Source organism: Mesorhizobium sp. B2-3-10, from assembly GCF_006442275.1.
Lineage (GTDB): Bacteria > Pseudomonadota > Alphaproteobacteria > Rhizobiales > Rhizobiaceae > Mesorhizobium > Mesorhizobium australicum.
In genome coordinates this window covers 152,350-175,026 of record NZ_VFVT01000007.1, presented here as the reverse complement: position 1 = coordinate 175,026, position 22,677 = coordinate 152,350, and the positions used below count along the sequence as shown (strand labels likewise).

The window sequence follows — 22,677 nt, the reverse complement described above, 5'->3', positions numbered from 1 at the left end:
TCTCAGGCCCCGTAGCCGCGCATCGTCCGGCGGTTGGTCTTGACCGCGCCGGCCGGATCGGCGGCGGCGGTGTCGGATTCTTCTTCCAGCACCAGCCAGCCGTTGAAGTTCGGCGCGGTACCGGCGATCTCGATGACCTGAGGCGTGTCGCATACGCCTTGGCCCAGCATCGCCCAGGTGCCGTCGGCATCGACGTCCTTGAGGTGGATGTAGCGGATGCGGTCGCGGTAGGTGGTGAGCGTGTCGGCCATGTCCCTGTGGCCGCGCAGGATGTGACCGGTATCCGGCACCCAGCCGACCAGATCGGGGTCGAGCAAGGCAAAAATCGCGTCGTAATCGGCGCGGTCGAACAGCAGCGTGTTGTGGTGCGAACTCGGATGCACCGCCACCTGGACACCCGCCTTGCGGCCGAGTTCGCCGGCCTTGTTGTAAACCTCGGCCGCGACAGCGAATTTGTCGTGGCGTGGCCCGTCGGAGACGACGGTGGCCGAGCCCATCGACACCAGCGCATCGGGAAAGTTTGCCACGAAATCGATCCAGCGCCTGGCGGTTTCGAGATCGGTGCCGATCCCGTCCTTGAGCGTGAAGCCGCTCCTGGAGCCGAAGGCGAAGGAAATGAGCGCCAGACCGGACGACTTCAGCGCGGCGGCGAACTCGGTGGGTTTGCCGGCATAGTGGCCGATCATGGTGTCGGTGATCTCGATGCCGGCATAGCCACCATCGGCGATCGCCTTCAACAGATCGTCGGGGCCGCCGGTGAACCGGTCTCCCAGCATTTCCCAGGTGAAGGTCTGGCAGCCGACTTTGAGGTCTTTCACGTTCATCCTTTCATTCCTTGATCCCGCCCATTCCTTGATGCTGCCCTGCGTCAGCCCTTCGATGATGGAAGAACGGCACGAGTGCAATCAGCGGAACGGTGACGACGGCGGAGGCGCGGCGATATCGCCCGCCAGCAGACAGGGTCCAATCATCCATTGCAACACACGGACCCTGCTCCGTCAGTCTCCTTGGGAGGGACATCCTACTTGACCGAGCCTGGGTCATGCGGATTCGAGCAAGGGCGTCAGCGGGACCTCCAAGGCCTTTTCGCTGTGATCACGGACGATGGCCTGCCCGGTCCAATACGCAGCCAGCTTGATAGGATCGGGGCCATGGTGATCTATGCCTGAACCCGTCGCGATCCCTGGCCGCCCTCGAAATATCCGAGGCCGAATGACCCACGGGCTTTGGCGCCCGCGATCGGCCGGTTTTCATGTCCGTCATTTTCTCCTCCCAGAGCCAGCAGCCTCCCGACACCGCGCAGGCATTTCCGCATGTTCTATAAAAATTTTACGCGCGTCAATATTTAAAACGTTGTATAGCCATTTCGAGCCCGATCCGGCACCGTCGCGACGATCGGGCAGACGTGATCGCATTGGGAGGTACGACAGAAAATGCAGGCAAACTCACAAGCCAAACTCGGCATCGGTGTCATCGGATGCGGCAACATCTCGATGACGTACCTGCGCAATGCCGCGCTTTTCGGCGGCATCGAATTGCGCGCCTGCGCCGATATTTCAGCCGAGATGGCGGCGCTGCGAGCCAAGGAATACGGTATCCGGCCCCTTGGCGTCGATGCGCTGCTGGCCGATCCCGAGATCGACCTCGTCCTCAACCTGACCATTCCGGCGGCGCATTTCGATATTTCATTCTCCGCCCTTTCGGCGGGAAAGCATGTCTTCACCGAAAAACCGCTCGCAACCTCGGCCGGCGACGGCCGCCGCCTGGTGGCGGAGGCGGCCAAACGCGGCCTGCTGCTCGGCTCGGCTCCAGACACCTTCCTTGGCGCAGCCGGACGCAAAGCGCGCCGCCTGATGGATGAGGGCGCCATCGGCCGCCCTGTCACCGGCACCGCCTTCATGATGGGGCGCGGCATGGAACACTGGCATCCCAATCCGCAATTCTACTACGAGCCGGGCGGCGGCCCGGTGTTCGACATGGGTCCCTACTACCTGACGATGCTGGTCAACCTGCTCGGCCCGGTCGCGCGCGTCATGGCGATGGCGACACGCGGCCAGGAGGAACGGCTGATATCGGCCGAAGGGCCATTCAAGAACACCAAATTCAAGGTCGGCACGCCGACCAATGTGCTGTCGCTGCTCGAATTCCGCTCCGGCGCGACCGTCACTTTTGGCGCTTCATGGGATGTCTTCAGGCATTCCAATCATCCGATCGAACTGCACGGCACGGAAGGCTCGCTGCGGCTGCCCGACCCGGATACGTTCGGCGGCACGGTGTCGCTGTCGGAACGCGGCGCCGACTGGAAGGATTTCGCCAGCGAAGGCGAACTCTACGGCGCCCGCAACTGGCCTTACGCGGCGCCCGACCGCGCCAACTACCGCATGCTCGGCGTCGCCGACCTGGTGCATTCGCTGCAGACAGGCGCGACGCCCCGCGCTTCCGGCAATCTGGCGCTGCATGTGCTGGAGATCATGGAAGCGATCCTGCATTCGGGCGAGACGGGGAGTTCGGTCGCCATGACAGGTGACGTCGTCCAGCCGGCCCTGCTTGGCGAAGACGAAGCGTGCGGCCTGCTCGCCTAAGCGTTCCTTGTTTTCACGCAATCCGGACGGAAAACCGCTGCACACTTTTCCTGGAATTGCTTTGACGGAGATGACGATGACGCTCGACCCAGATGCGCTGCGTGCCCTGGAAATCGGCCGTGCCGCCGGCGGCGAACCCTTCGAGAATGACAGCGTCGCGGCGGCGCGGGCCACGTACAACGCTTCGTTCCCGACGCTGCAGGGCGAGCACGAGCCGGTCGCGGCAACCGAGCAGCAGCAGATCGACGGGCCGAACGGCCCGGTGACGATCCGCATCCATCGCGGTATCGGCGCGCCGCGGACGGGGGCGCGCGCCGTGCTCTATCTGCATGGTGGCGGCTGGGTGATCGGCAATCTCTCCTCGCATGACGATATCTGCCGCTGGCTGGCCAATCTCGGCAACGCCGTCGTCGTCTGTCCCGATTACCGGCTGGCGCCGGAGCACAAGTTTCCCGCCGGGCTCGAGGATTGCGCGGCAGCGCTGCGCTTCATGGCCGCTGGAGAACTCGGCATCGACCCTACCCGTATTGCCGTCGCTGGCGACAGTGCCGGCGGCAACCTTGCCGCCGTGCTGGCATTGCTCGCCCGCGACAGGCTGGCGCCGCCGCTCGCCGCCCAGATCCTGATCTATCCCAACACCGATGCCCGCCAGACGGCGGACAGCTACCGGCGTTTCGGCGAAGGCTTCGGACTCACCGCCGCCACCATGGCCTGGTTCCGCGACCACTATGTGCGAACGCCCGATGATATCGCGGACTGGCGCGTATCGCCGCTGCTGGCCTCCAGCCTCGCCGGCGCACCGTCGGCCTTCGTCGTGATCGCCGGCCACGACATCCTTGCCGACGAAGGGACGGCCTATGCCGAGCGCCTGCGCGCCGACGGAGTGCCGCTGGCGTTGCGACACTGGCCGGGTCAGATCCACGGCTTCGTCTCGATGGGCCGCCACATCCTGGCCGCGCGGCAAACGGTAAGCGAGGCGGCGGCCTGGCTCCGCCTACAGACGCCGGAGCCGATCACTCAGGCCGACTGACGCATCACCAGGGTGGCGCCAAGCTTGACGTTGCGCGCCAGATCATGGCCGGACGGATCGGCCTCGTCCAGCAACGCCAGCAGGATCTCGACGGTGCGGCCGGCCATGGCGGCGAAGTCCTGTGCCATGGTGGTCAGCGCGGGACAGGTGTAGCGGCTCAACGGATGATCATCGTGGGCGGCGACGCGAAAATCGCAATCGGCGCGGCGGCCGATCTTCAGCCCGCGCGAAAAGGCGGCCGCCATCACACCGAAGGCGAGACGATCATTGGCGCAGAGCAGCGTGCGGGCCGGCAGGCCGCCTCTCTCCAGCGTCCTGTCCATCCATTCGTGGCCGATGCGCTCGAAGTCCCAGCTATAGTCGCCCGCCGCCTTGAGAACGGTGGGCTCCAGGCCCGCGGCCTGCATCGCGTCGATATAGCTCTGCAGGCGTTCGCCCGAATTGTGGTTGACGTGCGGGATGTCGACATAGACAGGCGGTTCGCCGGACCGGCAGAGATAATCGACGATGGTCGAGGTGCTCTGGTGGTTGTCATTCCCGACGAATGGCGTGTCGCCTTCGATATAGGTGTCGAAATAGACGATCGGGATGTCCTCGCTCATCCGTTCGAAGACGCCGGGTTCGGAGACCAAGCCCAAGGGCGCGACGATAGCACCCGCGACCTTCAGCGACATCAGCGTCCTGACCGATTCCGCCTCCAGTTTCGGCGAACCGTGCGAGGAGATGACGATCGGCCAAAACCCTTCGTCGCGACAGCGCCGTTCGATGCGGCTGACCATCTCGGCGTAGAACGGATCGGTGATCGCCGGTACGACGATGCCGACATTGCGGGTGCGCTTGCGGTTGAGGTTGCGGGCAAAAACATTCGGCTGATAGTCGGACGAACTAAGCGCCGCCTCGATGCGCGCCCGGGTCGCCGGCTTCACGCTGGCCGGATCGTCGAAATACTTCGACAGGGTCGGCCGCGAAACGCCGGACGCCCTGGCGAAATCATCCATCGTCCGGTGGGTCTTTTCCGCCATCTATATTTCAGGCCCCTTATCCTCGATGCCAGCCTTAACGCTCTGGCGAGAATCAGTCTTGCGATCGTCGCGGTGAGGCAGCATTGCTTGAGCCAACTTATTCAGTCAAATTTCCACGGTTTCCAGTACAACGCAGAAGCATTGCGCACGTCAAATTATTTATTGACGCTCCGAAAACGACAACTTAGGTTTTGAACATGCACGGATAAAGGAATTTCTGGCCAAGCGGAGGCCGTCCGTCCGCAGATGGTGAGGACATGAAGAAACTGGTTTGTGCCGGCGAGATCCTGGTCGAGATCATGGCCGAGCGGATCGGCCAGAGTTTTCGCGCTCCCGGCCCGCTGGTCGGTCCGTTTCCCTCGGGCGCTCCCGCCATCTTCGTCGATCAGGCGGCGCGGCTCGGCCAGCCGGCGGGGCTGATCGCGGCAGTGGGCGACGACGATTTCGGCCATTTGAACATCGAGCGCCTGCGTGCCGACGGCGCCGACATCTCGGCCATCACCGTCCATCACGGTGCCGCGACCGGAACCGCCTTCGTCACCTATGAGAGCGATGGCAGCCGGCACTTCGTCTACAACATCAAGCAGAGTGCCGCCGGCCTGATCGAGATGGGCGCGGAAGCGCGCGCGCTGCTGGCCGGCGCCGACCATTTTCACGTCATGGGGACATCGCTGTTCTCGCCCGAGGTGATCGAAATTGCCCGCAACGGGATCGAAGCCGTCAAGATGCGCGGCGGCACGGTCTCTTTCGACCCCAACATCCGCAAGGAGATGCTCGATCTACCGGGCATGCGCGACGCCTTGCTCTTCGTGTTGTCAAAGACCGACGTGTTCCTGCCGAGCGGGCCGGAACTCTTCACCTTCGCCGAGGCAAACGACGAGGAAAGCGCGGTACGCGAAATGCTGGACCGCGGCATCTCCACTATCGTCGTCAAGAAGGGCGCGCAGGGCGCCGTCCACTACGATCAGTCGGGGCGCACGGCTTCACCCGGCTTCGTCGTCGAGGAAATCGATCCGACCGGCGCCGGAGACTGCTTTGCCGCGGCCTTCGTCTCCTTCTGGCTGCGTGGAGAGGCACCGGAAAGGGCGCTGCGAATAGCCAATGGCTGCGGCGCGCTGGCGGTGACGAAGAAGGGACCAATGGAAGGCATCGCCTCGCTCGCCACCGTCGAGGCGTTCATCGAGACCGCCCGGACCGGAGCACCGGCATGAGCCAGGCGACCGATCGACTGGCTGGCATCGCCACGCGCCGTGCGGCCGGCGAACGCTGTGGCATCGCCTCGATCTGCTCGGCCCATCCGCTGGTCGTCGAAGCGGCGCTGCGCCACGGCAAGGCGCGCGGCGCCGATGTGCTGATCGAGGCCACCTGCAACCAGGTCAACCACGAGGGCGGCTATACCGGCATGACACCGGGCGATTTCCGCCGCTTCGTCGAGACGATCGCCGGAAAGGCCGGCTTTCCCCTGGACAGGCTGGTGCTCGGCGGCGACCATCTGGGCCCCAATCCTTGGAAGCACCTGCCGGCGCCCGAGGCGATGGAAAAAGCCGCACGCATGGTGGATGCCTATGCCGAGGCAGGCTTCACAAAGATCCACCTGGACGCCAGCATGGGCTGCGCCGGCGAAGGCGCGGCACCGCCCGACGCCACCATCGCCGCGCGCGCCGCCGAACTGGCCGAGGTGGCGGAGGCCGCGGTTGAACGAACAGGCGGCACCAGGCCTGTCTATGTCATCGGCACGGAAGTGCCGGTGCCGGGCGGCGCACAGGAGGCCATGGACCATCTGGCGGTGACGACACCGGAGGCCGCGGGCGAGACGGTTCGCATCCACCGCGATGCGTTCCACCAGCGCGGCCTCGACCAGGCTTTCTCGCGGGCGATCGGCGTCGTCGTGCAGCCGGGCGTCGAATTCGGCAATGCCGAGGTCATCGCCTACCGGCCGGAACGCGCCCGGGCGCTTGCCGGCACGCTGCGAGACCTGCCGCAATTCGTCTTCGAGGCCCACTCGACCGACTACCAGCCCACTGCGGCGTTGAGCGCGCTGGTCGACGACGGTTTTGCCATACTCAAGGTCGGGCCATGGCTGACCTTCGCGCTGCGCGAAGCCCTCTATGGTCTGAGCCATATCGCCGACATTCTGGTCCCCGATCCGTCGCGGGAAAGCCTGCCGGCGGCCATGGAGCGCGTCATGCTGGCGGCGCCCGGCAATTGGAAGAATTACTATCACGGCTCCGAGGCCGAGCAGCGGATCGAGCGGCATTTTTCCTACAGCGACCGTATCCGCTACTACTGGCCTGCGCCGGCGGCGCGGCAGTCCGTGAACGCGCTGATGCAGGCGCTGGGCGAGCGCGACATCCCCTCACCCCTGATCAGCCAGTATCTCGGCCGCCTCGACAGCGCGGTAGCGAGCGGATCCGTCGCGCCAAAGGCCAGGGAACTCCTCATCGCAGGCGTGACGGACGTTCTCAAGATCTATGCCAGCGCAACCGGCTGATCCCGACTTTCATGGCTGTGGCACCAGGGCCCACGTGGTGCGGCGCAACGCCAGATCGCGATGCGCGTCAGCGGCGGCGTCAAGGGCTCCGGCTATGGTTGCTTCGGCGGCAAGGCCTCGATCGCCGAATTCACCGATTTGCGCTGGGTGACGATCGAGGAGCCGGGCCAGCACTATCCGTTCTGCAATGGCCTCGCTTCGGGCAAGTCGCGGCGAAGATCAAACAGCCAGCGACGGTATGAGGCGGACGCTGGCGGATTGTTTCTGGCCAGGGGCCAGCACAATGCAGCCGGTGTCGATGTCCTTGTCGCCCCTCCGGTTGAAAGCATCGGTAATGTTGCTGACCGGCTCGGCGCAAAAGAACGGTTCGCCCGGCGGCGTGTAGAGGGCGAGGAAGTCGAGCGGCGCCTCTGCCTCGATGTCCAGCTGCCGTCCGTGTTCGGGCCAGGTAATCCGGGCGCGGCGCGCCCATCCGGTGAAGACCGTGTCGAAGTCCACTTCCGATACGTCAAAGCCGATGGATGGATCGGCCCCCACGGGCGGCGGGACATGCCGGATGGGCAGCACCTCCGCATCGGTTTCCCACATGCCTGATACCCGTGCCTGGACATGCGTCCACGGTGTCGATGGGAAGTAAGGATGGAGACCGAGGCCAACCGGCATCGGCGCGTCCGACAGGTTGCGCACGGCAATGGTCATGCAAAGCCTGCCTTCGGCCAGCGAGATCACTTGCTCGGCTTCATAGCTCCACGGCCAGGAATCGGCGGCGTGGCGATAGCGCAGGACGATCATGCTCGCTTCATGGCTCACGACCGTCCACGGGTGACGCCAGCGATGGCCGTGCTCATGGTGTGGATCGTCCGGGGCCGTCGGCAATTGAATGCGGCGTCCCGCGAATTCGAAGCGGCCATTCCTGATGCGGTTGGAATAGGGCACGAGCGGAAAGCAGGCCATGGCGCCGGCATCGCGACAACCTATCGCCGCTGGGTCGGCCGGACGTAGCCAATCCACGGCGGAACCATCCCGCCACCATCGATACGACGCCAGCGCTCCACCAGCGGCGGGAGCAATTTCGACCGTCGCGATGCCATCACTGATCGAGACCAGTTCCGTGTGCTGCGCGACGGCCACAGCGAAATTCTTTGTCATCGCCACTCCCCCAATCCCTTGACTCCAATTCCCACAGCTATAAGACATATCATATGAATAGTATGAAGAATAGAAAATCATTCAGCACGGCCCGCACGTCACGAGTCGCGGTCGCGGTTTCCAGCGGCTCCACCGCGCTGCACGCCACCGTCGTCGAGCAGATCGGGCTGCGTATCGTGCAAGGCGACTTCCTGCCCGGCGAGGCGCTGCCTAATGCCGACGATTCCAGCGAGATGCTGGGGGTCAGCCGCACCGTGCTGCGCGAGGCGATCAAGGTGCTGGCGGGCAAGGGGCTGGTCGAATCCAGGCCGAAGACCGGCACGCGGGTGCGTCCTCGCGCCGACTGGAATTTCCTCGACCCCGACGTCCTGTCCTGGCGCTATACCGGCGGTGTCAGTGCGGAGGATGTGCGGGCGCTGTTTGAACTGCGCCGCGCCATCGAGCCGATGTCGGCGGCCCTTGCCGCGCAGCGTGCGACGCCGGCTCAGATCGCCGAGATCCATGCAGCGCTGGCTGAAATGGAAGCACTGAGCGATGACGGAGACCGCTTCGCCAAGCCCGATCTGGTGTTCCACCAGACCATATTGCGCATGACCGGCAACGAGCTGATCGGCTCGCTGGCCGCACTGGTCGAGACCGCGTTGGTAATGAGCTTTCGCCTCTCCAACGACAATCCGGAAGGGCAGCGCCATTCCTTGCCGCTGCACCGGGAAGTCGCCGAGAAGATTGCCGACGGCGACGCCGCCGGCGCGCAAAAGGCATTGCTGGTGCTTATCGACAATGCCGAGGATGACGTGCGCCGCAGCGTCGAGAACCGCAACAAACGCCGCAACGAGCGGGGCCTGCAATCGTGACCGAGACCAAACGCAAATTGCGGTCGGAAGCCTGGTTCGGCGGTGAAGGCAAGAACGCTTTCATGCACCGCAGCTGGATGAAGAACCAGGGCATTCCCGCTGACGCTTTCGACGGCCGCCCGGTGATCGGCATCTGCAACACGTGGTCGGAACTGACCCCCTGCAATGCGCATCTGCGGGCGCTCGCCGATCACGTCAAGCGCGGCGTCTATGAGGCCGGCGGCCTGCCGTTCGAATTTCCCGTGATGTCGCTGGGCGAGAGCAACATGCGCCCCACCGCCATGCTGTTTCGCAACCTGGCCAGCATGGATGTCGAGGAATCCATCCGTGGCAATCCGATCGACGGCGTCATCCTGCTTGTCGGTTGCGACAAGACCACGCCGGCGCTCTTGATGGGGGCTGCCTCGTGCAACCTGCCGACCATCGCCGTCTCCGGTGGGCCGATGCTGAACGGCAAGTTCCGCGGACAGGATATCGGCTCGGGCACGCATGTCTGGAAATTCGCCGAGGAGGTCAAGGCCGGCCGCATGCCGGTCGCCGACTTCCTTGCCGCCGAGCAGGGCCAGAGCCGGTCGGCCGGCAGCTGCATGACGATGGGCACCGCCTCGACCATGGCCAGCATGGTGGAGGCGCTCGGCATCGGCATGCCCGACAACGCCGCGATCCCGGCGGTGGATTCGCGCCGAAGCGTGCTTGCCCAGTTGGCCGGACGGCAGATCGTCGATCTTGTCCACCGCGACGTGACGATTGCAAAGATCCTTACCAGGCAAGCCTTCGAGAATGCCATTCGCGTCAATGGCGCGATCGGCGGCTCGACCAATGCGGTGCTGCATCTGATCGCCATCGCCAACCGGGTCGGTGTCGATCTCGGCCTCGATGACTGGGACCGCCTTGGCCGCGGCGTGCCAACCATTGTCGACCTGATGCCGTCGGGCCGGTTCCTGATGGAAGATTTCTACTATGCCGGGGGGCTAGCTGCGGTCATGGCGTCGCTTGATGAAGTGGGGCTTCTTCATCGCGACGCCATGACCGTCAGCGCCAAGACCATCGGTGAACTGATCGACGGCGCGCCCAACTATAACCGTGAGGTCATACGGCCGCTGCGCGAGCCGCTGACCAAGGAGGGCGGCATCTCGATCCTGCGTGGCAATCTGGCGCCCAACGGAGCCGTCATCAAGCCGTCCGCGGCAACGCCCGAACTGATGCAGCATCGCGGCAAGGCGGTCGTTTTCGAGAACATCGAGCATTATCATGCCCGCATCGACGATCCCGAGCTGGATATCGACGCCTCCTCGGTGATGGTGCTGAAGAATTGCGGACCGCGCGGTTATCCCGGGATGGCCGAGGTCGGCAACATGCCGCTTCCAGCCAAGCTGCTCAGAGAAGGCGTTTCCGACATGGTGCGCATTTCGGACGCGCGCATGAGCGGTACCGCCTACGGCACGGTGGTGCTGCATGTGGCGCCGGAGGCCGCGGCCGGTGGTGTGCTGGCCCTGGTGCGGGACGGCGATCTCATCGAGCTCGACGTCGCCGGCCGCCGTCTCGAGCTTTTGGTTTCGGACGAGGAACTGGCGATCCGCCGCCGTGACTGGAAGCCGCCGGAGCCGCCGCAGGGTGGCTACCAGGGCCTCTATGTCGAGCGCGTGCTGCAGGCCGACAAGGGCTGCGACTTCGACTTTCTCGTCGGTCGGCGCGATGCCGGCATTCCCCGGCATTCCCATTAGAGAGGGGCGCGATGACGGATCAGATCGGCAGCTACGCGACCTACCCCAGCCTGAAGGGCCGCAGCGTGTTCATAACCGGCGGCGGCAGCGGCATCGGTGAAAGCCTGGTGCGCCATTTCTGCGCGCAAGGCAGCCGCGTCGCCTTCGTGGATCTGGCCGAGGAGCCTTCACGGCGCCTGGTCGATGCGATCGCGGCCGAAGGGCATGCCGCGCCGCTATTCATTCCCTGCGACCTGCGCAATGTCGAGCAGCTGCAGGCGGCGACCGTCGAGGCGATGCGGCACAACGGCCCGATCCAGGTGCTGTGCAACAATGCCGGCAATGACGACCGCCACCAGACCAAGGACGTCACGGTGGCCTATTGGGACGACCGCATGGCGGTCAATCTGCGCCACCAGTTCTTCGCCGCCCAGGCGGTGCGCCCGCAAATGGGCTCGCTGGGCGGCGGCTCGATCATCAATTTCGGTTCCATTACCTGGATGGTCGGCGATCCCGACTGCCCTGCCTATGTCACCGCGAAAGCCGCTGTCTACGGCATGACGCGGGCGCTGGCCCGCGAACTCGGCCCCGAGCGCATCCGCGTCAACTGCATGGTGCCTGGCTGGGTGATGACAGAGCGCCAGATGCGGCTATGGCTGAACCCCGCCGGCGAACGCCAGATCGCGGAGCGGCAGTGCCTGCCCGACCGGCTGCAGCCATCCGACATTGCGCGCATGGCGCTGTTCCTCGCCGCCGACGACAGCCTGATGTGCACGAGCCAACAGTTCATCGTCGACGCGGGCTGGGTGTGACCCCGTACGGCCTCTAGGGAAGAAGGGCATTTCATGCGTCTTGTTCAGTACACAACGATCGATGGCGGCAGGCGGGTCGGCCGCGTTTCCGATGACGGCAATCGCCTGCATCCACTCGACAAGACAAGCACCGTGCTGGAGCTCGCCGAAGCGGCGATCGCCCAGGGTGCATCGATCGCGGCGCTGGTCGAGAAGCGGACGGGTGCGGCCACGATCGACTATGGCGAACTGCTGCGCGATGGCCGCGTGCTCGCTCCCGTCGACCATCCGGAACCGGCGCGCTTCCTGGTCACCGGCACCGGCCTCACCCACACCGGAAGTGCCGCCGCGCGCGACAAGATGCATGTGCTGACCCATGGCGAGGACGCCGAGGAATCGGATTCGCTGAAGATCTTCCGCATGGGCCTCGAAGGCGGCAAGCCCGGCGCCGGCAAGATCGGCATCCAGCCCGAGTGGTTCTTCAAGGGCGTCGGCACCTGTGTCGTGCCGCCTGGCGCCGATCTGCCGATGCCTGCCTTCGCGAAAGCCGGCGCCGAAGAAGCCGAGATCGTTGGCCTTTACCTCAATGGGCCGGATGGCCGCCCCTATCGCATCGGCTATGCGCTGGGCAACGAATATTCCGACCATGTGACGGAGGCCGAGAACTACCTCTATCTCGCCCACTCGAAACTCCGCTCCTGCTCGATCGGACCGGAGCTTCTGATCGGCGACCTGCCCGAAGAAGTGCGTGGCCATTCCCGCATTCTGCGCGACGGCACTGTTATCTGGGAACAGGAATTCCTGTCGGGCGAAGCGCACATGTCGCATTCGATCGCCAATCTCGAACACTTCCATTTCCGCTACCCGATGCACCGCAGGGCGGGCGACCTGCACGCCTATTTCTTCGGAGCGGCGGTGATGAGCTACGCCTCCGGCGTCAAGACGGCTTCCGGCGACGAGTATGAAATCCAGGCACAGACATTCGGCAAGCCGTTGCGCAACCGGATGGTGTCGGTGCCGGACGAGGGACTGGTCGCCGTCACCCAGCTATGACGGCGATAGCCCCGGAAATTACGGTCCACCAGAACGACAATGGGAGATTAAAAATGGGACTGAAGAAAGCGTTTCTGAGACTAGCGACCATCGGGCTCGGCATCGGCCTGATGACGTCGGCGGCGCTGGCCGCGAACCTTCGCGTGCTGGCCTGGGACGGTTATGCCGACCCGGACTGGGTGAAGGACTTCACCGCCGCCACCGGCATCGGCGTCGATGTCGTCTTCATCGGCAGCGATGACGAAATCTGGGCCAAGATCAAGGGCAGCGAAGGGCAGGACTTCGACGTCTTCGCCGTCAACACCGCCCAGTTGCAGCGCTACATCAAGGCCGATCTGGTGTCGCCGATCGACATCACCAAGCTGCCGAACCAGAAGGACGTGCTGCCGCGCTTCCGTGATCTGTCTCAGGTCAGCGGCGACACCAAGGACGGCAAGGTCTACGGTATTCCGTTCTGCTTCGATTCCATCGGGCTGATCTACGACACCGACAAGGTCAAGCCGGCGCCGACCTCGATGTCCGTCCTGTGGGATCCGGCCTACAAGGGCAAGATCCTGGCCTACGACAATGGCGAGCACAATTTCTCGTTCACCGCGCTGACGCTCGGCTACAAGGATCCGTTCAACCTCGACGAAAAACAAATGGCGGCGGTCAAGGCCAAGCTGGTCGAGCTCAAGCGCAATGTGCTGAGCTTCTACACCACCGCCGACGAGGCGCAGCAGATCTACCAGAACAATGATGTTGCGCTGATCTGGGCCAATTATGGCCAGCAGCAGGTGAAGGCACTGCAGAAGATCGGCGCCCATGTCGCCTACGTCAATCCGAGCGAAGGCGCGCTTGCCTGGCTCGACAACTGGGTGATCTCCAAGGGTGTCCGCGACAATGCCGCGGCCGAGAAATGGATCGACTTCATGCTGACGAAGAAGATCAGCGGCGCGCTTTCCGAGCGCACCGGATTCGGCAACACGGTGGTCGAGTCGAGCAGTGCGGGCGGCAACGACAAGCTGGTCTGGCTCAACAATGTCGAGGATCCGCTCAAGCGTTCGGACTTGTGGAACGAGGTCAAGGCGACGCCCTGATCCCTTCCGCGCCTGACTTCGAAGGACCCGGCGGTCCGGACGTTCCGGACCGCCGAAGCGTATGCGAGAATATCCCATGAGCCAGAACACCGACCTCTTGACGCTGCGGTCCGTCTCGAAATCCTACGGCACGGTTCCCGTGCTGCACGGCATCGACCTGTCGCTCCGGGACGGTGAGTTCCTCACCGTTCTTGGGCCGTCGGGTTCGGGCAAGACCACGGTCCTGCGGCTGATCGGCGGGCTGGAGCCGCTGACGTCAGGCGAGATCCGGCTGGACGGCCAGGACATCAGCCGCATGCCGATCAACAAGCGGCCGTTCAACACGGTGTTCCAGGACTATGCGCTGTTCCCCCATATGACCGTCTCCGGCAATGTCGGCTATGGGCTTTCGGTGCGCCATATCAAGCGCAAGGAGATCGCCAGCCGCGTGGCGCAAGCCCTCGATCTGGTGCAGCTCGGACGTTTCGCCGAGCGCTTTCCGGAACAGCTTTCCGGCGGCCAGCGCCAGCGTGTCGCGCTCGCCCGGGCGCTGATCTGCCAGCCGCGCCTGATCCTGCTCGACGAGCCGCTGGCGGCACTCGATCTCGAATTGCGCCGGCAGATGCAGGAGTTCCTGAAATCCATCCAGCGCGAGATCAAGACCACCTTCCTGTTCGTCACCCACGACCAGGAAGAAGCGATCGGCATGGCCGATCGGATCTGCGTCATGCAGGCCGGCCATATCCGCCAGCTCGGCACGCCGCATGAGCTCTACTACAAGCCGAATTGCGAATTCGTGGCGCGCTTCTTCGGCGAGAACAATCTGGTGGCCGGAAAACTCGGTCCGGTGCAAGGCGAGCAGCGACCGATCGAGACGACACTTGGACGGCTGGTGTGCTCGATCAGCGACCAGCCGCATCTGAAGATTGCCCCGGATGGCGCCGCGGCTTTCGCGGCGTTCCGCCCCGAAGCCTTGCATCTCGCGGACGCCCGTGATGGCGCCAATCGCTTTTCCGGTGCCATTGCCGATCTCGCCTTTGCCGGCTCGTCGACGGTCGCCACGATCATGGCGGGTGCGGACGATGCCGCGCAGCGCCTGCGGCTGCGCATGCCGAGCCGGATCGACGGCAGCATCTTGAAATCCGGCGAGACGGTCTGGCTTTCGTTTGCGCCGCATGAAGGCCATCTGGTGCTGGCATGAGCGGAACCGGCTCGACACACGCCGCGCAACGGCGGCTGTCACGGCTGGTGACGGTGCTGGCATTCGCCTTGCCGGTTATCTTCGTCCTCGTGCCGCTGGCAATCTTCCTGGTCTACAGTTTCTTCAGCGTCGACCAGGGTACGATCGTCCATGCACCGACGCTCGGCAACTATGTCAGGTTTTTCACCGACCCGATCTTTCTGCCGGTGTTCTGGAACACCATCGTGCTGTGCGTATCGGTGGCCGTCATCTGTATCCTTCTCGCCTATCCCGCCGCCTACTTCCTGACGACGCTGAAAGGGCGGTGGCGCTATGCCCTGCTGATGTTGCTGCTGGTGCCACTGCTGATGAGCTACGTCATCAAGATCTACGCGATCCGCAGCATCCTCGGCCTCAACGGCTTCCTCAACAAGGCGCTGGTGGCGCTCGGCATCCTGGATCAGCCATCGACGCTTTTCGTCTTCAACATGAACGCGATCCTCTTGACGCTCAGCCTGCTTTTGATCCCGTTCGCCATCCTGCCGATCTTCCTGTCGCTGGAGCGGATCCCGCAGACCTTGCTGCGCGCCTCGGATGACCTGGGCGCCAGCAGCCTGCAGACATTCCTGCGCATCACCTTGCCGCTGAGCCTGCCCGGCGTCGCCTCGGCGGCGAGCTTCGTCTTCGTACTGGCGATCGGCGATTTCCTGACGCCTCAGATGGTCGGCGGGATCAGCGGCTTCACCTTCGGCCGCATCCTCTACAGCCAGTTCGGCACGGCCTATAACTGGCCGTTCGGCGCCGCGCTGTCGGTGGCGCTTGCGATCGTGGTGATCGCCGCCATTCTCATTGGCGAACGGTTCGGGCGCAGCCGGGGAACGTCGGTATGAGCGCGCTGCCCCGGCCTTCCACTGTCTTCCTGGCCGCGATTACGACGCTGGTCGCGGTACTGCTCTACAGCCCACTGTTCGTGCCGATCGTGTCGTCGTTCTTCACCATTTCGCATGGCAATGTCGACTGGTCGTCGCCGACCTTTTCGACCTATGTGGCGCTGGCTGAAAACCATGACATCCTGACCGCGTTGCGCACCACGCTGATCGTCGGCGTCTGTACCGTGATCCTGTCGGTGGTCAGCGGGACGCTGCTGGCGCTCTACTACCACGGCCGCCGCTCGGGACGTTCGGTTCTGCAGTTCATCATCTTCCTGCCATTCCTGATGCCGCCTATCATCAGCGGCCTGGCGCTGCTGATCTTCTTCCGCGAGATCGGCCTCGAACGCTCGCTGCTGACGGTTGTCATCGGCCACACCGTGTTCGTGCTGGCGATCGTCTACCGCACTGTGCTGATGCGGCTGCAGTCGATGAGCCGCACACTGGTCGAAGCATCCTACGATCTCGGCGCCAGCGGTTGGCAGACCTTCTGGCGCATCATCCTGCCGAACCTGTCGAGCGCCATGGTCGGCGGCGCCATCCTGGCCTTCGCGCTGTCGTTCGACGAGACGATGATCACCATCCTGGTCACCGGCACGCAAAGCACGCTGCCGGTGCGGCTGTGGGCGATGATGCGGCTAGGCTTCTCGCCCGACATCAACGCGCTGGTGGCGCTGATCCTGATGTTCACCGTGCTGCTCTGCGTGCTCGCCGCCCGTTTTCTCATTCCCAGGCAAATGGCGACGGAACGTACCTGAGTTTCAAACGGTTGGGTCAAGGTCGAAGACTCGTCCGGGATTGAGGATGTTCTTCGGATCGAGCGCCGTCTTCAGCCGCCGCATCGTGGCGATCTCGGCGTCACTGCGCACCAGATTCAGCCACTGCTTCTTGTCGAGGCCGATGCCATGCTCGGCCGACACGCCACCTCCGGCCGCCGCCACGCCGCGATAGATGATACCGTAGGCCGCCGCCGGGTCCGCCCTCAGCACCTGATAGTGCAGGTTGCCGTCCCCGAGATGGCCGAAGACGTAGATGTCGGCACCGGGATCGACCGCGCGGATGGCGGCATCCGCTTCTTGCAGGAACGCCCCCATTCGCGCCAACGGGATGCTGATGTCGACGCCGATCAGGCCTTTCATCGAAAACAGGACGCGGTTGGCGTCCTCCCGCACATCCCACAGCGCGCGGAATTCGCGCGGCGATTGGGAGACGACAACATCGTCGACGACGCCGTCCTCGACCGCCTGCATCAAGACCTCGGCGAAGCGCTCGCCGTCACGTTCTGGCTCACTGCCCTGGATTTCGGCCAGCACATAGACGGGTGATCCGGCCGGAAGCGGCGCCGGCATGGCCATGCTGGCGACCATGACGTCATAGAGCGGCGCGATATTGACCTCATAGGCGGACAAAAGCGGGCCGAGCTTTTGCCGCAGCAGCCCAAGCAGGCCAATCGCCGCATCGAGCGAAGGCAGCGCGCAGAAGGCGTTCACCTCGGATGCGGGCTTGGGATGCAGCCGGAGCGCGGCGCGGGTGACGACGCCAAGCGTCCCTTCCGCGCCGATGAAGAGTTGGCCGAGGTCGTAGCCGGAATTGTCCTTGGGCAGGCCCTTGAGCGACGTCAGCACGGTGCCATCGGCGAGTACCGCCTCCAGCCCCAGCACCTGTGCCCGGTACATGCCATAACGCAGCACGCGGATGCCGCCGGCATTGGTGGCGATGTTGCCGCCGACCGTGGCGGAGCCGCGCGCGCCGATATCGACGCCGAACATCAGCCCGACGCCGTCGGCCGCTTCCTGCACCGATTGCAGCGTCGCGCCAGCTTCGGCGACGATGGTGGCGGTTTGACGATCCGGGGCGGCAAGGCCGGTCATGCGTTCCAGCGATAGCACGACCTCGCCCGGCTGGACGCGCGCGCCACCGGCCAGCCCGGTGCGCCCGCCCTGGACGATGACCGGCTGGCCAAGAGCGTTGCACGCGGCGAGTGCCGCCGCGACACCCTCGGCATCGCGCGGGCGCAGCACGGCTTCGGGAAGCACGCCGAGCTTGCCGTCGGGATCGTCACGATAGCGCTGGTCCACGTCGGAGCCGGCGAGCATGCCGCCCGCGCCCAGCCTGTTGCCAAGCGCGGAGAGAAGCCGTTGTGTTTCAGGCGACATCCGGCTCAGGGGCCTGCGTGACAGGGCGCAGCGTCAGCATCCAACAACCGGATCGCCCGATGAGTATCCTTGTCCAGCACGCTCGCCATCCCTTGAACTGCAGCCGGCCGATCCTAATCGCGCCCGCTTGTCGTGCAAGCGATATCGAGCTGTCTCAGACTATGCCGGCATCGATCGCGATGGGCGAGATCGATGCCGGAAGTACAGCGTCGGCTTACTGAAGCTTGGCCTGCAGCGCGTTGACGTCGTCGGTGGTCATTTCACCATCAGTCGTCACCTTGCCGTCGGCGATCTTCCACAGCCGGAACGGGCCAGTGATGTCGCCAAACTTGTCGAAGGCGACGGGACCGATGACGCCTTCATAGCGGATCGGCTTGCCGTCCTTGATCAGGCCGAGCGCCTTGGCGAATTCTTCCTTGCCGGCATAAATCGGCGTGCCGGCGGGATCGACTGCCTTGTACATGGCGTCCTTGATCTTGGCCGGGTCCTCGGAGCCGGCAATCGCGATGGCGAGCCCGACAATGGCGCCGGCATCATAGGAGCGGTCTGCCGCGGGATTTGACGGTTCGATGCCGGAAAACGCCTTGTAGTTCTTGGTGAAATACTCCGTCGAGGCGGTCGGGCTGGTGCCGGAAGACGTGCCATAGGCGTCCTTCAGATAATCGGCGCCGACGGACTCGATGAAATCGGGGCTGTTCATGCCGTCATTGAGCAGGAATTTCTGCACGCCGCCCTGCGAAATCCAGGTGCGGGCGATGGTGGCGCCGTCGACGGGCGTGCTGACCAGGTACAGTCCATCCGGTTCGCCACCCATCGCCGCGGTGACTTCCGAGGCGTAGCTCGACTGCTTCTCGTTGTAGGGCGTGTCGGAGACGATGGTGCCGCCGAGCGCTTTGTAGGCACGCGAGAATTCGGCCACCATGTTGACGCCGAAGTCGTTGTTGACGTGGATGATCGCCAGCTTCTTGAAACCCTTGTCGACGGAATATTTGGCGGCGGCCACGCCCTGCAGCGCATCCGAGGTGATGGTGCGGAAGAAGATACCGTTGGTCTTGCCGTCGCGGCCGAGTGTCGTCAGCGTCGGCGAGGACGACGCCGGCGAGACCTGGACGATCTTGGCCGGCGCGGTCACCGAGGTCAGGATCGGGATCGACACCGAGGAAATGATGCCGCCGATGATCACAGGCACTTTCTTGACCTGAACCAGCTGGGTGGCGGCATCGACCGCGATGTTGCCCTGGCTCTGGCTGTCGCGCGTGTCGGTGACGAGATCGCAGCCGCGCACGCCGCCGGCTTGGTTGATGTCGCGGAAGGCCATTTCGACCGATTTGGCGCCGGCCTGGCCGTATTCGCCGGCCGGACCGGTCAGTTCCATGACGAGGCCGACGGTGATCTTGCAGTCGGCGGCCTGTGCGGCACCCGCCATCGTCACGAGAGCAAGTGCCGTGGTGAACTGGAGTATCGTCTTTCTCATTGTTGTTCCCCTTGAGTTACACGAACTGATTTGACGTCTGGAAAGTCTCAGTGTTCCGGCACCTGCAGCCAGGTTTCATGCAGATGCCGCCATTGGACGCCGTTGGGCGCCGATGAACGGGTGGTGAAGACCGCGCTCGACTGGCGGCGGCTGTGCTTGCCCGCGCGCAGCTGCGCCTCGACATAGAGGACGACGATCGTATCGCCATCCTGCCAGCCGGGCCGGATGTCCTCGATCGAGATGGCAAAGCCGTCGTCGCAAGTGGCGCGGCTGGAGCGCACATGGTCGATCACGGCATCGCGGTCGAGGATCTGGCCGCCTGGTGCGATCATGGTCAGGCCTTCGCCCATGACGGCTTCGAAGCGGCCGAAATACACCTTGTCGGCGCGCGAGGCGACGAACCAGTCGACGAAAAAGCGATGCAGATCGACGACTTCGGCGCTGGCCTGCGAAAACAACCTGTCGTCCATGGTCTTCATATCCGGCCCGCGTTGAGATTGTAGTGCATGATCGAGCCGTGGCGGCCGTGGCGGTCGCGCTCCAGCGTGTAGACATCTCCCTCAAGGCCGTTGCCCCTCGCTATCACGGCTGCAATCCGCGCACGGTCATCGGCGTCGAGTACGACATCCATGATCTTGGCGTTGGCCAGCGCATGCGCCTGGTTGCGGGCACCGACGATGACCGCGGCCACTCGCGGCTGCTCCAGCACCCAGGCGCTGGCGATGGTGGCGATGTCGACGGCGTGGCGGTCGCCCACCACCTTCAGCGCGCGAAGCAGTTGCTGGAACAGGTCCCAGCCGCCGAAATCGTCGATGATCAGCTTGTACTTGACCAGCGAGCGGTTTTCGAGCGGCATGCCGGGTTCGGCGACACCAAGCCATTTGTCGCTGAGAAAGCCGCCGGCCACAGAACCGTAGCAGAGGAAGCTGACGCCGTTTTCCTTCGCAAGCGCCGCGAGGCTGTTCGCCGGACGCTGGTCGAGCACCGAATATTGCAGCTGCTGGCTGACCAGCGGTATGCCGGCTGACAGGATTTCGGCAAGCCGGGGCGTATCGAAATTGGTGGTGCCGAGATTGCGCAGCTTGCCCTCGCGCCGAAGCTCGTCGAGCCAACCCATCGCCTCGACATAGCGCGGCTGCGCATAATCCCACCAGTGAAACTGCACGAGGTCGAGCCGCTCGGTCTTGAGCCTGCGCAGCGACTGGTCGACGATGCCCCTGATATAGTCGCGGCTGATCGTAGCGAGCCGTTCAAGGTCGGGCACGAGCTTGGTGTGCACCTTCATTTTGGCGGCTGCATCGAGACCACGCTCATTGGCCAGCCGCAAGCGCGCGGCGCCGATCAATTCCTCGACGCCGGTGTAGATATCGGCGCAGTCATAGGTCCAGATGCCGGCATCGAAGGTGGCGATCAGGTCGCTTACGGCCTGACTGCGATCGATGGCGCCATGGCCGCCGGCCAGTTGCCAGCCACCGCGTATGACGCGCGAAATCGCGTAGCCCGGGCTGAGCTCGAATGCCTTGGCGGTCATGTCAAGTCATTCCCCTTCGGCAGCGGCACGGCCGTGGTTTCGGCATGGCTGAACCGCCGCTTGGCCAGCCTGACGATCCGCAGCCTGCTGGCGCAGTTCGGATCAGGACAGGCGATCTCCGCGTCCGAGGTCATCCAGTCATTCGGGTGGGTCGGGCGCTGCTTCGCCGCCAGCAGCGGCAGCACCGCCGAGATCGAATAGATCGAAAAGCCCTGCCCCGCCGGCATCGACAGCATCTCGCCCTTGAGCTCGAAATAGTCGCCGGCCCTGGCGCCGCAATAGATCGGCTTGCCCCGCGGAATGACCGCCTCGACGCGAAGATCGAAAAGCTCGAAACTGTCGTCAGCCATTTCAGGCCTCCACCAGGCTGAAGGTGATGTCGCAGGCGCCGTTGCGGCGGATGATGCCGCAGGCAGCCGCGAATTGATCGCGCTCCTCGAGTCTCACCTGCGCGACGACGCTGCCGGCCAGCCAGCCGATCGGGAACAGCAGACGCGCGCCCTGCCCGTAGAACAGGCCGATGTCGAAGATTGCGTTGGGGTTGCCGCCCCACATGCGCGGCGGCACGTAGGACAACACGATGTCACCTGGCTGCGGCGTCAGGGTCGCGTTCTCCGCCGGCAGCGGCTGGGCATAGGCCTGCCCCTCGAGATCGGCTGATGGAACCGGAGAGGAGATCTCAGGTCCCGTCCACATGGCGTGAATGGCGGGGACGACACGTGGCGTGGCGAGATAGGCTGTGAGAAAGGCCGCATTCTCCGGCGCCTTTTCCGGCAGCAGCAGCGCAGTGACGGAAAGCTTGGAGCGGGGCTCGCTGATCCTGATGGAGGTCATATCTGGCCTTTCGCGGCGGCGGATTGCAGTTTGCTGCGCAGGAAGGTGAAGGGCCGGCTGATGTCGGCGACCAGTGCTTCGCGCGCCGCCCGAGCATCCTGCGTGGCCAGCGCCTCGACGATGCGGCGGTGATACTGGGCGGTGTCGACCTCGCCGGCTTCCGAGAAAGCGTAGATGGCGACGCGGATGCATGGACCTGATTGCAGCCACAGGCTCTCGATCATCGGGATCAACACGGCCGAGCCGCAGGAGCGATAGATCTCGAAGTGAAAGCTCTGGTTGAGCGTCACTTCGCGGTCGACATCCTTCTTGTGTTTCAGCGCCCGCATCTCGTCCCACTCGCCGAGAATGGTTTCGATGGTGGAGATCTGGCGCGGCCCCATGCGGGCGGCGGCCAGCGCGATCGCCTCGCCCTCGATCAGGACGCGGGCACGCAAGAGATCGTCGAGGCGCTCCAGCGTGATTGGCGGCACCCGCACCGAACGGTTGGGCAGCGCCTCCAGCGCCTTTTCCGTGATCAGCCGGCCAAGCGCCTCCCGCACCGGCATTGTCGAAGTGACCAGCGCATCGGCCAGCCCACGGATAGTCAGCACCTGGCTTGGCTCGAACAGGCCGCCGATCAAGGCCCGACGCAGCTCGGAATAGACGCGATCCTGCACCGTCTCGCGGCCGACCGGAGCCAGCTGGGCCGCGATCGCCTCGTTGTTTTTCTCGATGGCAGCCTTTTGCATGGAATTCCGTTCTCGGCGGGTTTTCGGCTTGCGGATGAAATTAAAGCCGAATAGCGTGATCAAAGCAAGTGTGATCACAAATCATAATCAGAAGACGGCGACGACCGTC

General features: G+C 64.3%; 22 protein-coding genes. 12 read left to right on the top strand and 10 right to left on the bottom strand.

Annotated features, from left to right (window positions below; translation table 11 throughout):
• Positions 1–2: 2 nt before the first annotated feature.
• The gene (locus FJ943_RS21120; protein ID WP_140715216.1) at positions 3–824 is read right to left on the bottom strand and encodes a sugar phosphate isomerase/epimerase; all 822 of its coding nucleotides are present in this window, start codon (positions 822–824) and stop codon (positions 3–5) included.
• A 609-nt stretch (positions 825–1,433) separates the two neighbouring features.
• On the opposite strand from FJ943_RS21120, the gene FJ943_RS21110 reads away from it, so the two are divergent.
• Positions 1,434–2,582 carry a Gfo/Idh/MocA family oxidoreductase gene (locus tag FJ943_RS21110; protein WP_140724521.1) on the top strand — a complete coding sequence of 383 codons (1,149 nt, stop codon included), beginning with the start codon at positions 1,434–1,436 and terminating at the stop codon, positions 2,580–2,582.
• 76 nt (positions 2,583–2,658) lie between these two features.
• Positions 2,659–3,612: an alpha/beta hydrolase gene (locus FJ943_RS21105; RefSeq protein ID WP_015319004.1), complete on the top strand. Its 954-nt coding sequence runs from the start codon at positions 2,659–2,661 to the stop codon at positions 3,610–3,612.
• Here the strand turns inward: FJ943_RS21105 and FJ943_RS21100 are convergent.
• Positions 3,600–4,634, bottom strand: coding sequence for a LacI family DNA-binding transcriptional regulator (locus FJ943_RS21100; RefSeq protein ID WP_140724518.1), 1,035 nt, complete (start codon positions 4,632–4,634; stop codon positions 3,600–3,602). The two genes, FJ943_RS21105 and FJ943_RS21100, sit on opposite strands and share 13 nt — an antisense overlap.
• Before the next feature lie 257 nt (positions 4,635–4,891).
• Between FJ943_RS21100 and FJ943_RS21095 the strand changes: the two genes are divergently transcribed.
• Both FJ943_RS21095 and FJ943_RS21090 read left to right on the top strand, forming a co-directional pair.
• Entirely contained in the window at positions 4,892–5,845 is a 954-nt protein-coding gene (locus FJ943_RS21095; RefSeq protein ID WP_140724515.1) for a sugar kinase, read from the top strand.
• Positions 5,842–7,125 (top strand): D-tagatose-bisphosphate aldolase, class II, non-catalytic subunit, encoded by a 1,284-nt coding sequence (locus FJ943_RS21090; RefSeq protein WP_140724512.1) that lies wholly within the window; start codon positions 5,842–5,844, stop codon positions 7,123–7,125. The genes FJ943_RS21095 and FJ943_RS21090 overlap by 4 nt, the downstream gene beginning before the upstream one ends.
• A gap of 219 nt (positions 7,126–7,344) precedes the next feature.
• On the opposite strand, the gene FJ943_RS21085 is transcribed toward FJ943_RS21090, so the two are convergent.
• A complete protein-coding gene (locus FJ943_RS21085) occupies positions 7,345–8,274 on the bottom strand; it encodes an aldose 1-epimerase (RefSeq protein WP_140724510.1) in 930 nt (309 codons plus the stop codon).
• A gap of 53 nt (positions 8,275–8,327) precedes the next feature.
• Here FJ943_RS21085 and FJ943_RS21080 point away from each other — a divergent pair, with 53 nt between their 5' ends.
• From FJ943_RS21080 to FJ943_RS21045, 8 genes are all read left to right on the top strand, one after another.
• Entirely contained in the window at positions 8,328–9,128 is an 801-nt protein-coding gene (locus FJ943_RS21080; RefSeq protein ID WP_224595545.1) for a FadR/GntR family transcriptional regulator, read from the top strand.
• Positions 9,125–10,852: an IlvD/Edd family dehydratase gene (locus FJ943_RS21075; protein WP_140724507.1), complete on the top strand. Its 1,728-nt coding sequence runs from the start codon at positions 9,125–9,127 to the stop codon at positions 10,850–10,852. The genes FJ943_RS21080 and FJ943_RS21075 overlap by 4 nt, the downstream gene beginning before the upstream one ends.
• An 11-nt stretch (positions 10,853–10,863) precedes the next feature.
• Complete coding sequence (locus tag FJ943_RS21070; RefSeq protein WP_140724504.1) at positions 10,864–11,643, top strand: SDR family oxidoreductase; 780 nt, start codon at positions 10,864–10,866, stop codon at positions 11,641–11,643.
• Between the two features lie 33 nt (positions 11,644–11,676).
• Positions 11,677–12,675, top strand: coding sequence for an AraD1 family protein (gene araD1, locus FJ943_RS21065; RefSeq protein WP_140724501.1), 999 nt, complete (start codon positions 11,677–11,679; stop codon positions 12,673–12,675).
• A 53-nt stretch (positions 12,676–12,728) separates the two neighbouring features.
• Positions 12,729–13,754: an ABC transporter substrate-binding protein gene (locus FJ943_RS21060; protein WP_140661542.1), complete on the top strand. Its 1,026-nt coding sequence runs from the start codon at positions 12,729–12,731 to the stop codon at positions 13,752–13,754.
• A gap of 76 nt (positions 13,755–13,830) precedes the next feature.
• Positions 13,831–14,934, top strand: coding sequence for an ABC transporter ATP-binding protein (locus FJ943_RS21055; RefSeq protein ID WP_140724498.1), 1,104 nt, complete (start codon positions 13,831–13,833; stop codon positions 14,932–14,934).
• On the top strand, positions 14,931–15,803 hold the full coding sequence (locus FJ943_RS21050; protein WP_140715236.1) for an ABC transporter permease: 873 nt from the start codon (positions 14,931–14,933) through the stop codon (positions 15,801–15,803). Before FJ943_RS21055 ends, FJ943_RS21050 begins: the two co-directional genes overlap by 4 nt.
• Positions 15,800–16,600 carry an ABC transporter permease gene (locus tag FJ943_RS21045; RefSeq protein ID WP_140724495.1) on the top strand — a complete coding sequence of 267 codons (801 nt, stop codon included), beginning with the start codon at positions 15,800–15,802 and terminating at the stop codon, positions 16,598–16,600. The genes FJ943_RS21050 and FJ943_RS21045 overlap by 4 nt, the downstream gene beginning before the upstream one ends.
• A 3-nt stretch (positions 16,601–16,603) precedes the next feature.
• On the opposite strand, the gene FJ943_RS21040 is transcribed toward FJ943_RS21045, so the two are convergent.
• The 7 genes from FJ943_RS21040 to FJ943_RS21010 form a co-directional block, all read right to left on the bottom strand.
• Positions 16,604–17,998 (bottom strand): FAD-binding oxidoreductase, encoded by a 1,395-nt coding sequence (locus FJ943_RS21040; RefSeq protein ID WP_140724492.1) that lies wholly within the window; start codon positions 17,996–17,998, stop codon positions 16,604–16,606.
• Positions 17,999–18,212: 214 nt separating this feature from the next.
• Positions 18,213–19,472, bottom strand: coding sequence for an ABC transporter substrate-binding protein (locus FJ943_RS21035; protein ID WP_140724489.1), 1,260 nt, complete (start codon positions 19,470–19,472; stop codon positions 18,213–18,215).
• A gap of 47 nt (positions 19,473–19,519) precedes the next feature.
• Positions 19,520–19,942 carry a hypothetical protein gene (locus tag FJ943_RS21030; protein WP_140724486.1) on the bottom strand — a complete coding sequence of 141 codons (423 nt, stop codon included), beginning with the start codon at positions 19,940–19,942 and terminating at the stop codon, positions 19,520–19,522.
• A 5-nt stretch (positions 19,943–19,947) separates the two neighbouring features.
• Entirely contained in the window at positions 19,948–21,003 is a 1,056-nt protein-coding gene (locus FJ943_RS21025) for an aldo/keto reductase (RefSeq protein ID WP_140724483.1), read from the bottom strand.
• A complete protein-coding gene (locus FJ943_RS21020) occupies positions 21,000–21,353 on the bottom strand; it encodes a TIGR04076 family protein (RefSeq protein WP_140617451.1) in 354 nt (117 codons plus the stop codon). The genes FJ943_RS21025 and FJ943_RS21020 overlap by 4 nt, the downstream gene beginning before the upstream one ends.
• A gap of 1 nt (position 21,354) precedes the next feature.
• The gene (locus tag FJ943_RS21015) at positions 21,355–21,837 is read right to left on the bottom strand and encodes a DUF3830 family protein (protein WP_140724481.1); all 483 of its coding nucleotides are present in this window, start codon (positions 21,835–21,837) and stop codon (positions 21,355–21,357) included.
• Positions 21,834–22,568 (bottom strand): GntR family transcriptional regulator, encoded by a 735-nt coding sequence (locus FJ943_RS21010; RefSeq protein WP_140617453.1) that lies wholly within the window; start codon positions 22,566–22,568, stop codon positions 21,834–21,836. Before FJ943_RS21010 ends, FJ943_RS21015 begins: the two co-directional genes overlap by 4 nt.
• Positions 22,569–22,677 lie beyond the last annotated feature (109 nt).

Bases quoted from the DNA above. Each gene is read 5' to 3' on its own strand.
- FJ943_RS21100 (WP_140724518.1), bottom strand. From the start codon at position 4,634: ATGGCGGAAAAGACCCACCGGACGATGGATGATTTCGCCAGGGCGTCC.
- FJ943_RS21060 (WP_140661542.1), top strand. From the start codon at position 12,729: ATGGGACTGAAGAAAGCGTTTCTGAGACTAGCGACCATCGGGCTCGGC.
- FJ943_RS21055 (WP_140724498.1), top strand. From the start codon at position 13,831: ATGAGCCAGAACACCGACCTCTTGACGCTGCGGTCCGTCTCGAAATCC.
- FJ943_RS21085 (WP_140724510.1), bottom strand. From the start codon at position 8,274: ATGACAAAGAATTTCGCTGTGGCCGTCGCGCAGCACACGGAACTGGTC.
- FJ943_RS21110 (WP_140724521.1), top strand. From the start codon at position 1,434: ATGCAGGCAAACTCACAAGCCAAACTCGGCATCGGTGTCATCGGATGC.
- FJ943_RS21105 (WP_015319004.1), top strand. From the start codon at position 2,659: ATGACGCTCGACCCAGATGCGCTGCGTGCCCTGGAAATCGGCCGTGCC.
- FJ943_RS21015 (WP_140724481.1), bottom strand. From the start codon at position 21,837: ATGACCTCCATCAGGATCAGCGAGCCCCGCTCCAAGCTTTCCGTCACT.
- FJ943_RS21090 (WP_140724512.1), top strand. From the start codon at position 5,842: ATGAGCCAGGCGACCGATCGACTGGCTGGCATCGCCACGCGCCGTGCG.
- araD1 (WP_140724501.1), top strand. From the start codon at position 11,677: ATGCGTCTTGTTCAGTACACAACGATCGATGGCGGCAGGCGGGTCGGC.
- FJ943_RS21010 (WP_140617453.1), bottom strand. From the start codon at position 22,568: ATGCAAAAGGCTGCCATCGAGAAAAACAACGAGGCGATCGCGGCCCAG.
- FJ943_RS21020 (WP_140617451.1), bottom strand. From the start codon at position 21,353: ATGGCTGACGACAGTTTCGAGCTTTTCGATCTTCGCGTCGAGGCGGTC.
- FJ943_RS21025 (WP_140724483.1), bottom strand. From the start codon at position 21,003: ATGACCGCCAAGGCATTCGAGCTCAGCCCGGGCTACGCGATTTCGCGC.
- FJ943_RS21040 (WP_140724492.1), bottom strand. From the start codon at position 17,998: ATGTCGCCTGAAACACAACGGCTTCTCTCCGCGCTTGGCAACAGGCTG.
- FJ943_RS21120 (WP_140715216.1), bottom strand. From the start codon at position 824: ATGAACGTGAAAGACCTCAAAGTCGGCTGCCAGACCTTCACCTGGGAA.
- FJ943_RS21045 (WP_140724495.1), top strand. From the start codon at position 15,800: ATGAGCGCGCTGCCCCGGCCTTCCACTGTCTTCCTGGCCGCGATTACG.
- FJ943_RS21080 (WP_224595545.1), top strand. From the start codon at position 8,328: ATGAATAGTATGAAGAATAGAAAATCATTCAGCACGGCCCGCACGTCA.
- FJ943_RS21095 (WP_140724515.1), top strand. From the start codon at position 4,892: ATGAAGAAACTGGTTTGTGCCGGCGAGATCCTGGTCGAGATCATGGCC.
- FJ943_RS21035 (WP_140724489.1), bottom strand. From the start codon at position 19,472: ATGAGAAAGACGATACTCCAGTTCACCACGGCACTTGCTCTCGTGACG.
- FJ943_RS21050 (WP_140715236.1), top strand. From the start codon at position 14,931: ATGAGCGGAACCGGCTCGACACACGCCGCGCAACGGCGGCTGTCACGG.
- FJ943_RS21030 (WP_140724486.1), bottom strand. From the start codon at position 19,942: ATGGACGACAGGTTGTTTTCGCAGGCCAGCGCCGAAGTCGTCGATCTG.
- FJ943_RS21070 (WP_140724504.1), top strand. From the start codon at position 10,864: ATGACGGATCAGATCGGCAGCTACGCGACCTACCCCAGCCTGAAGGGC.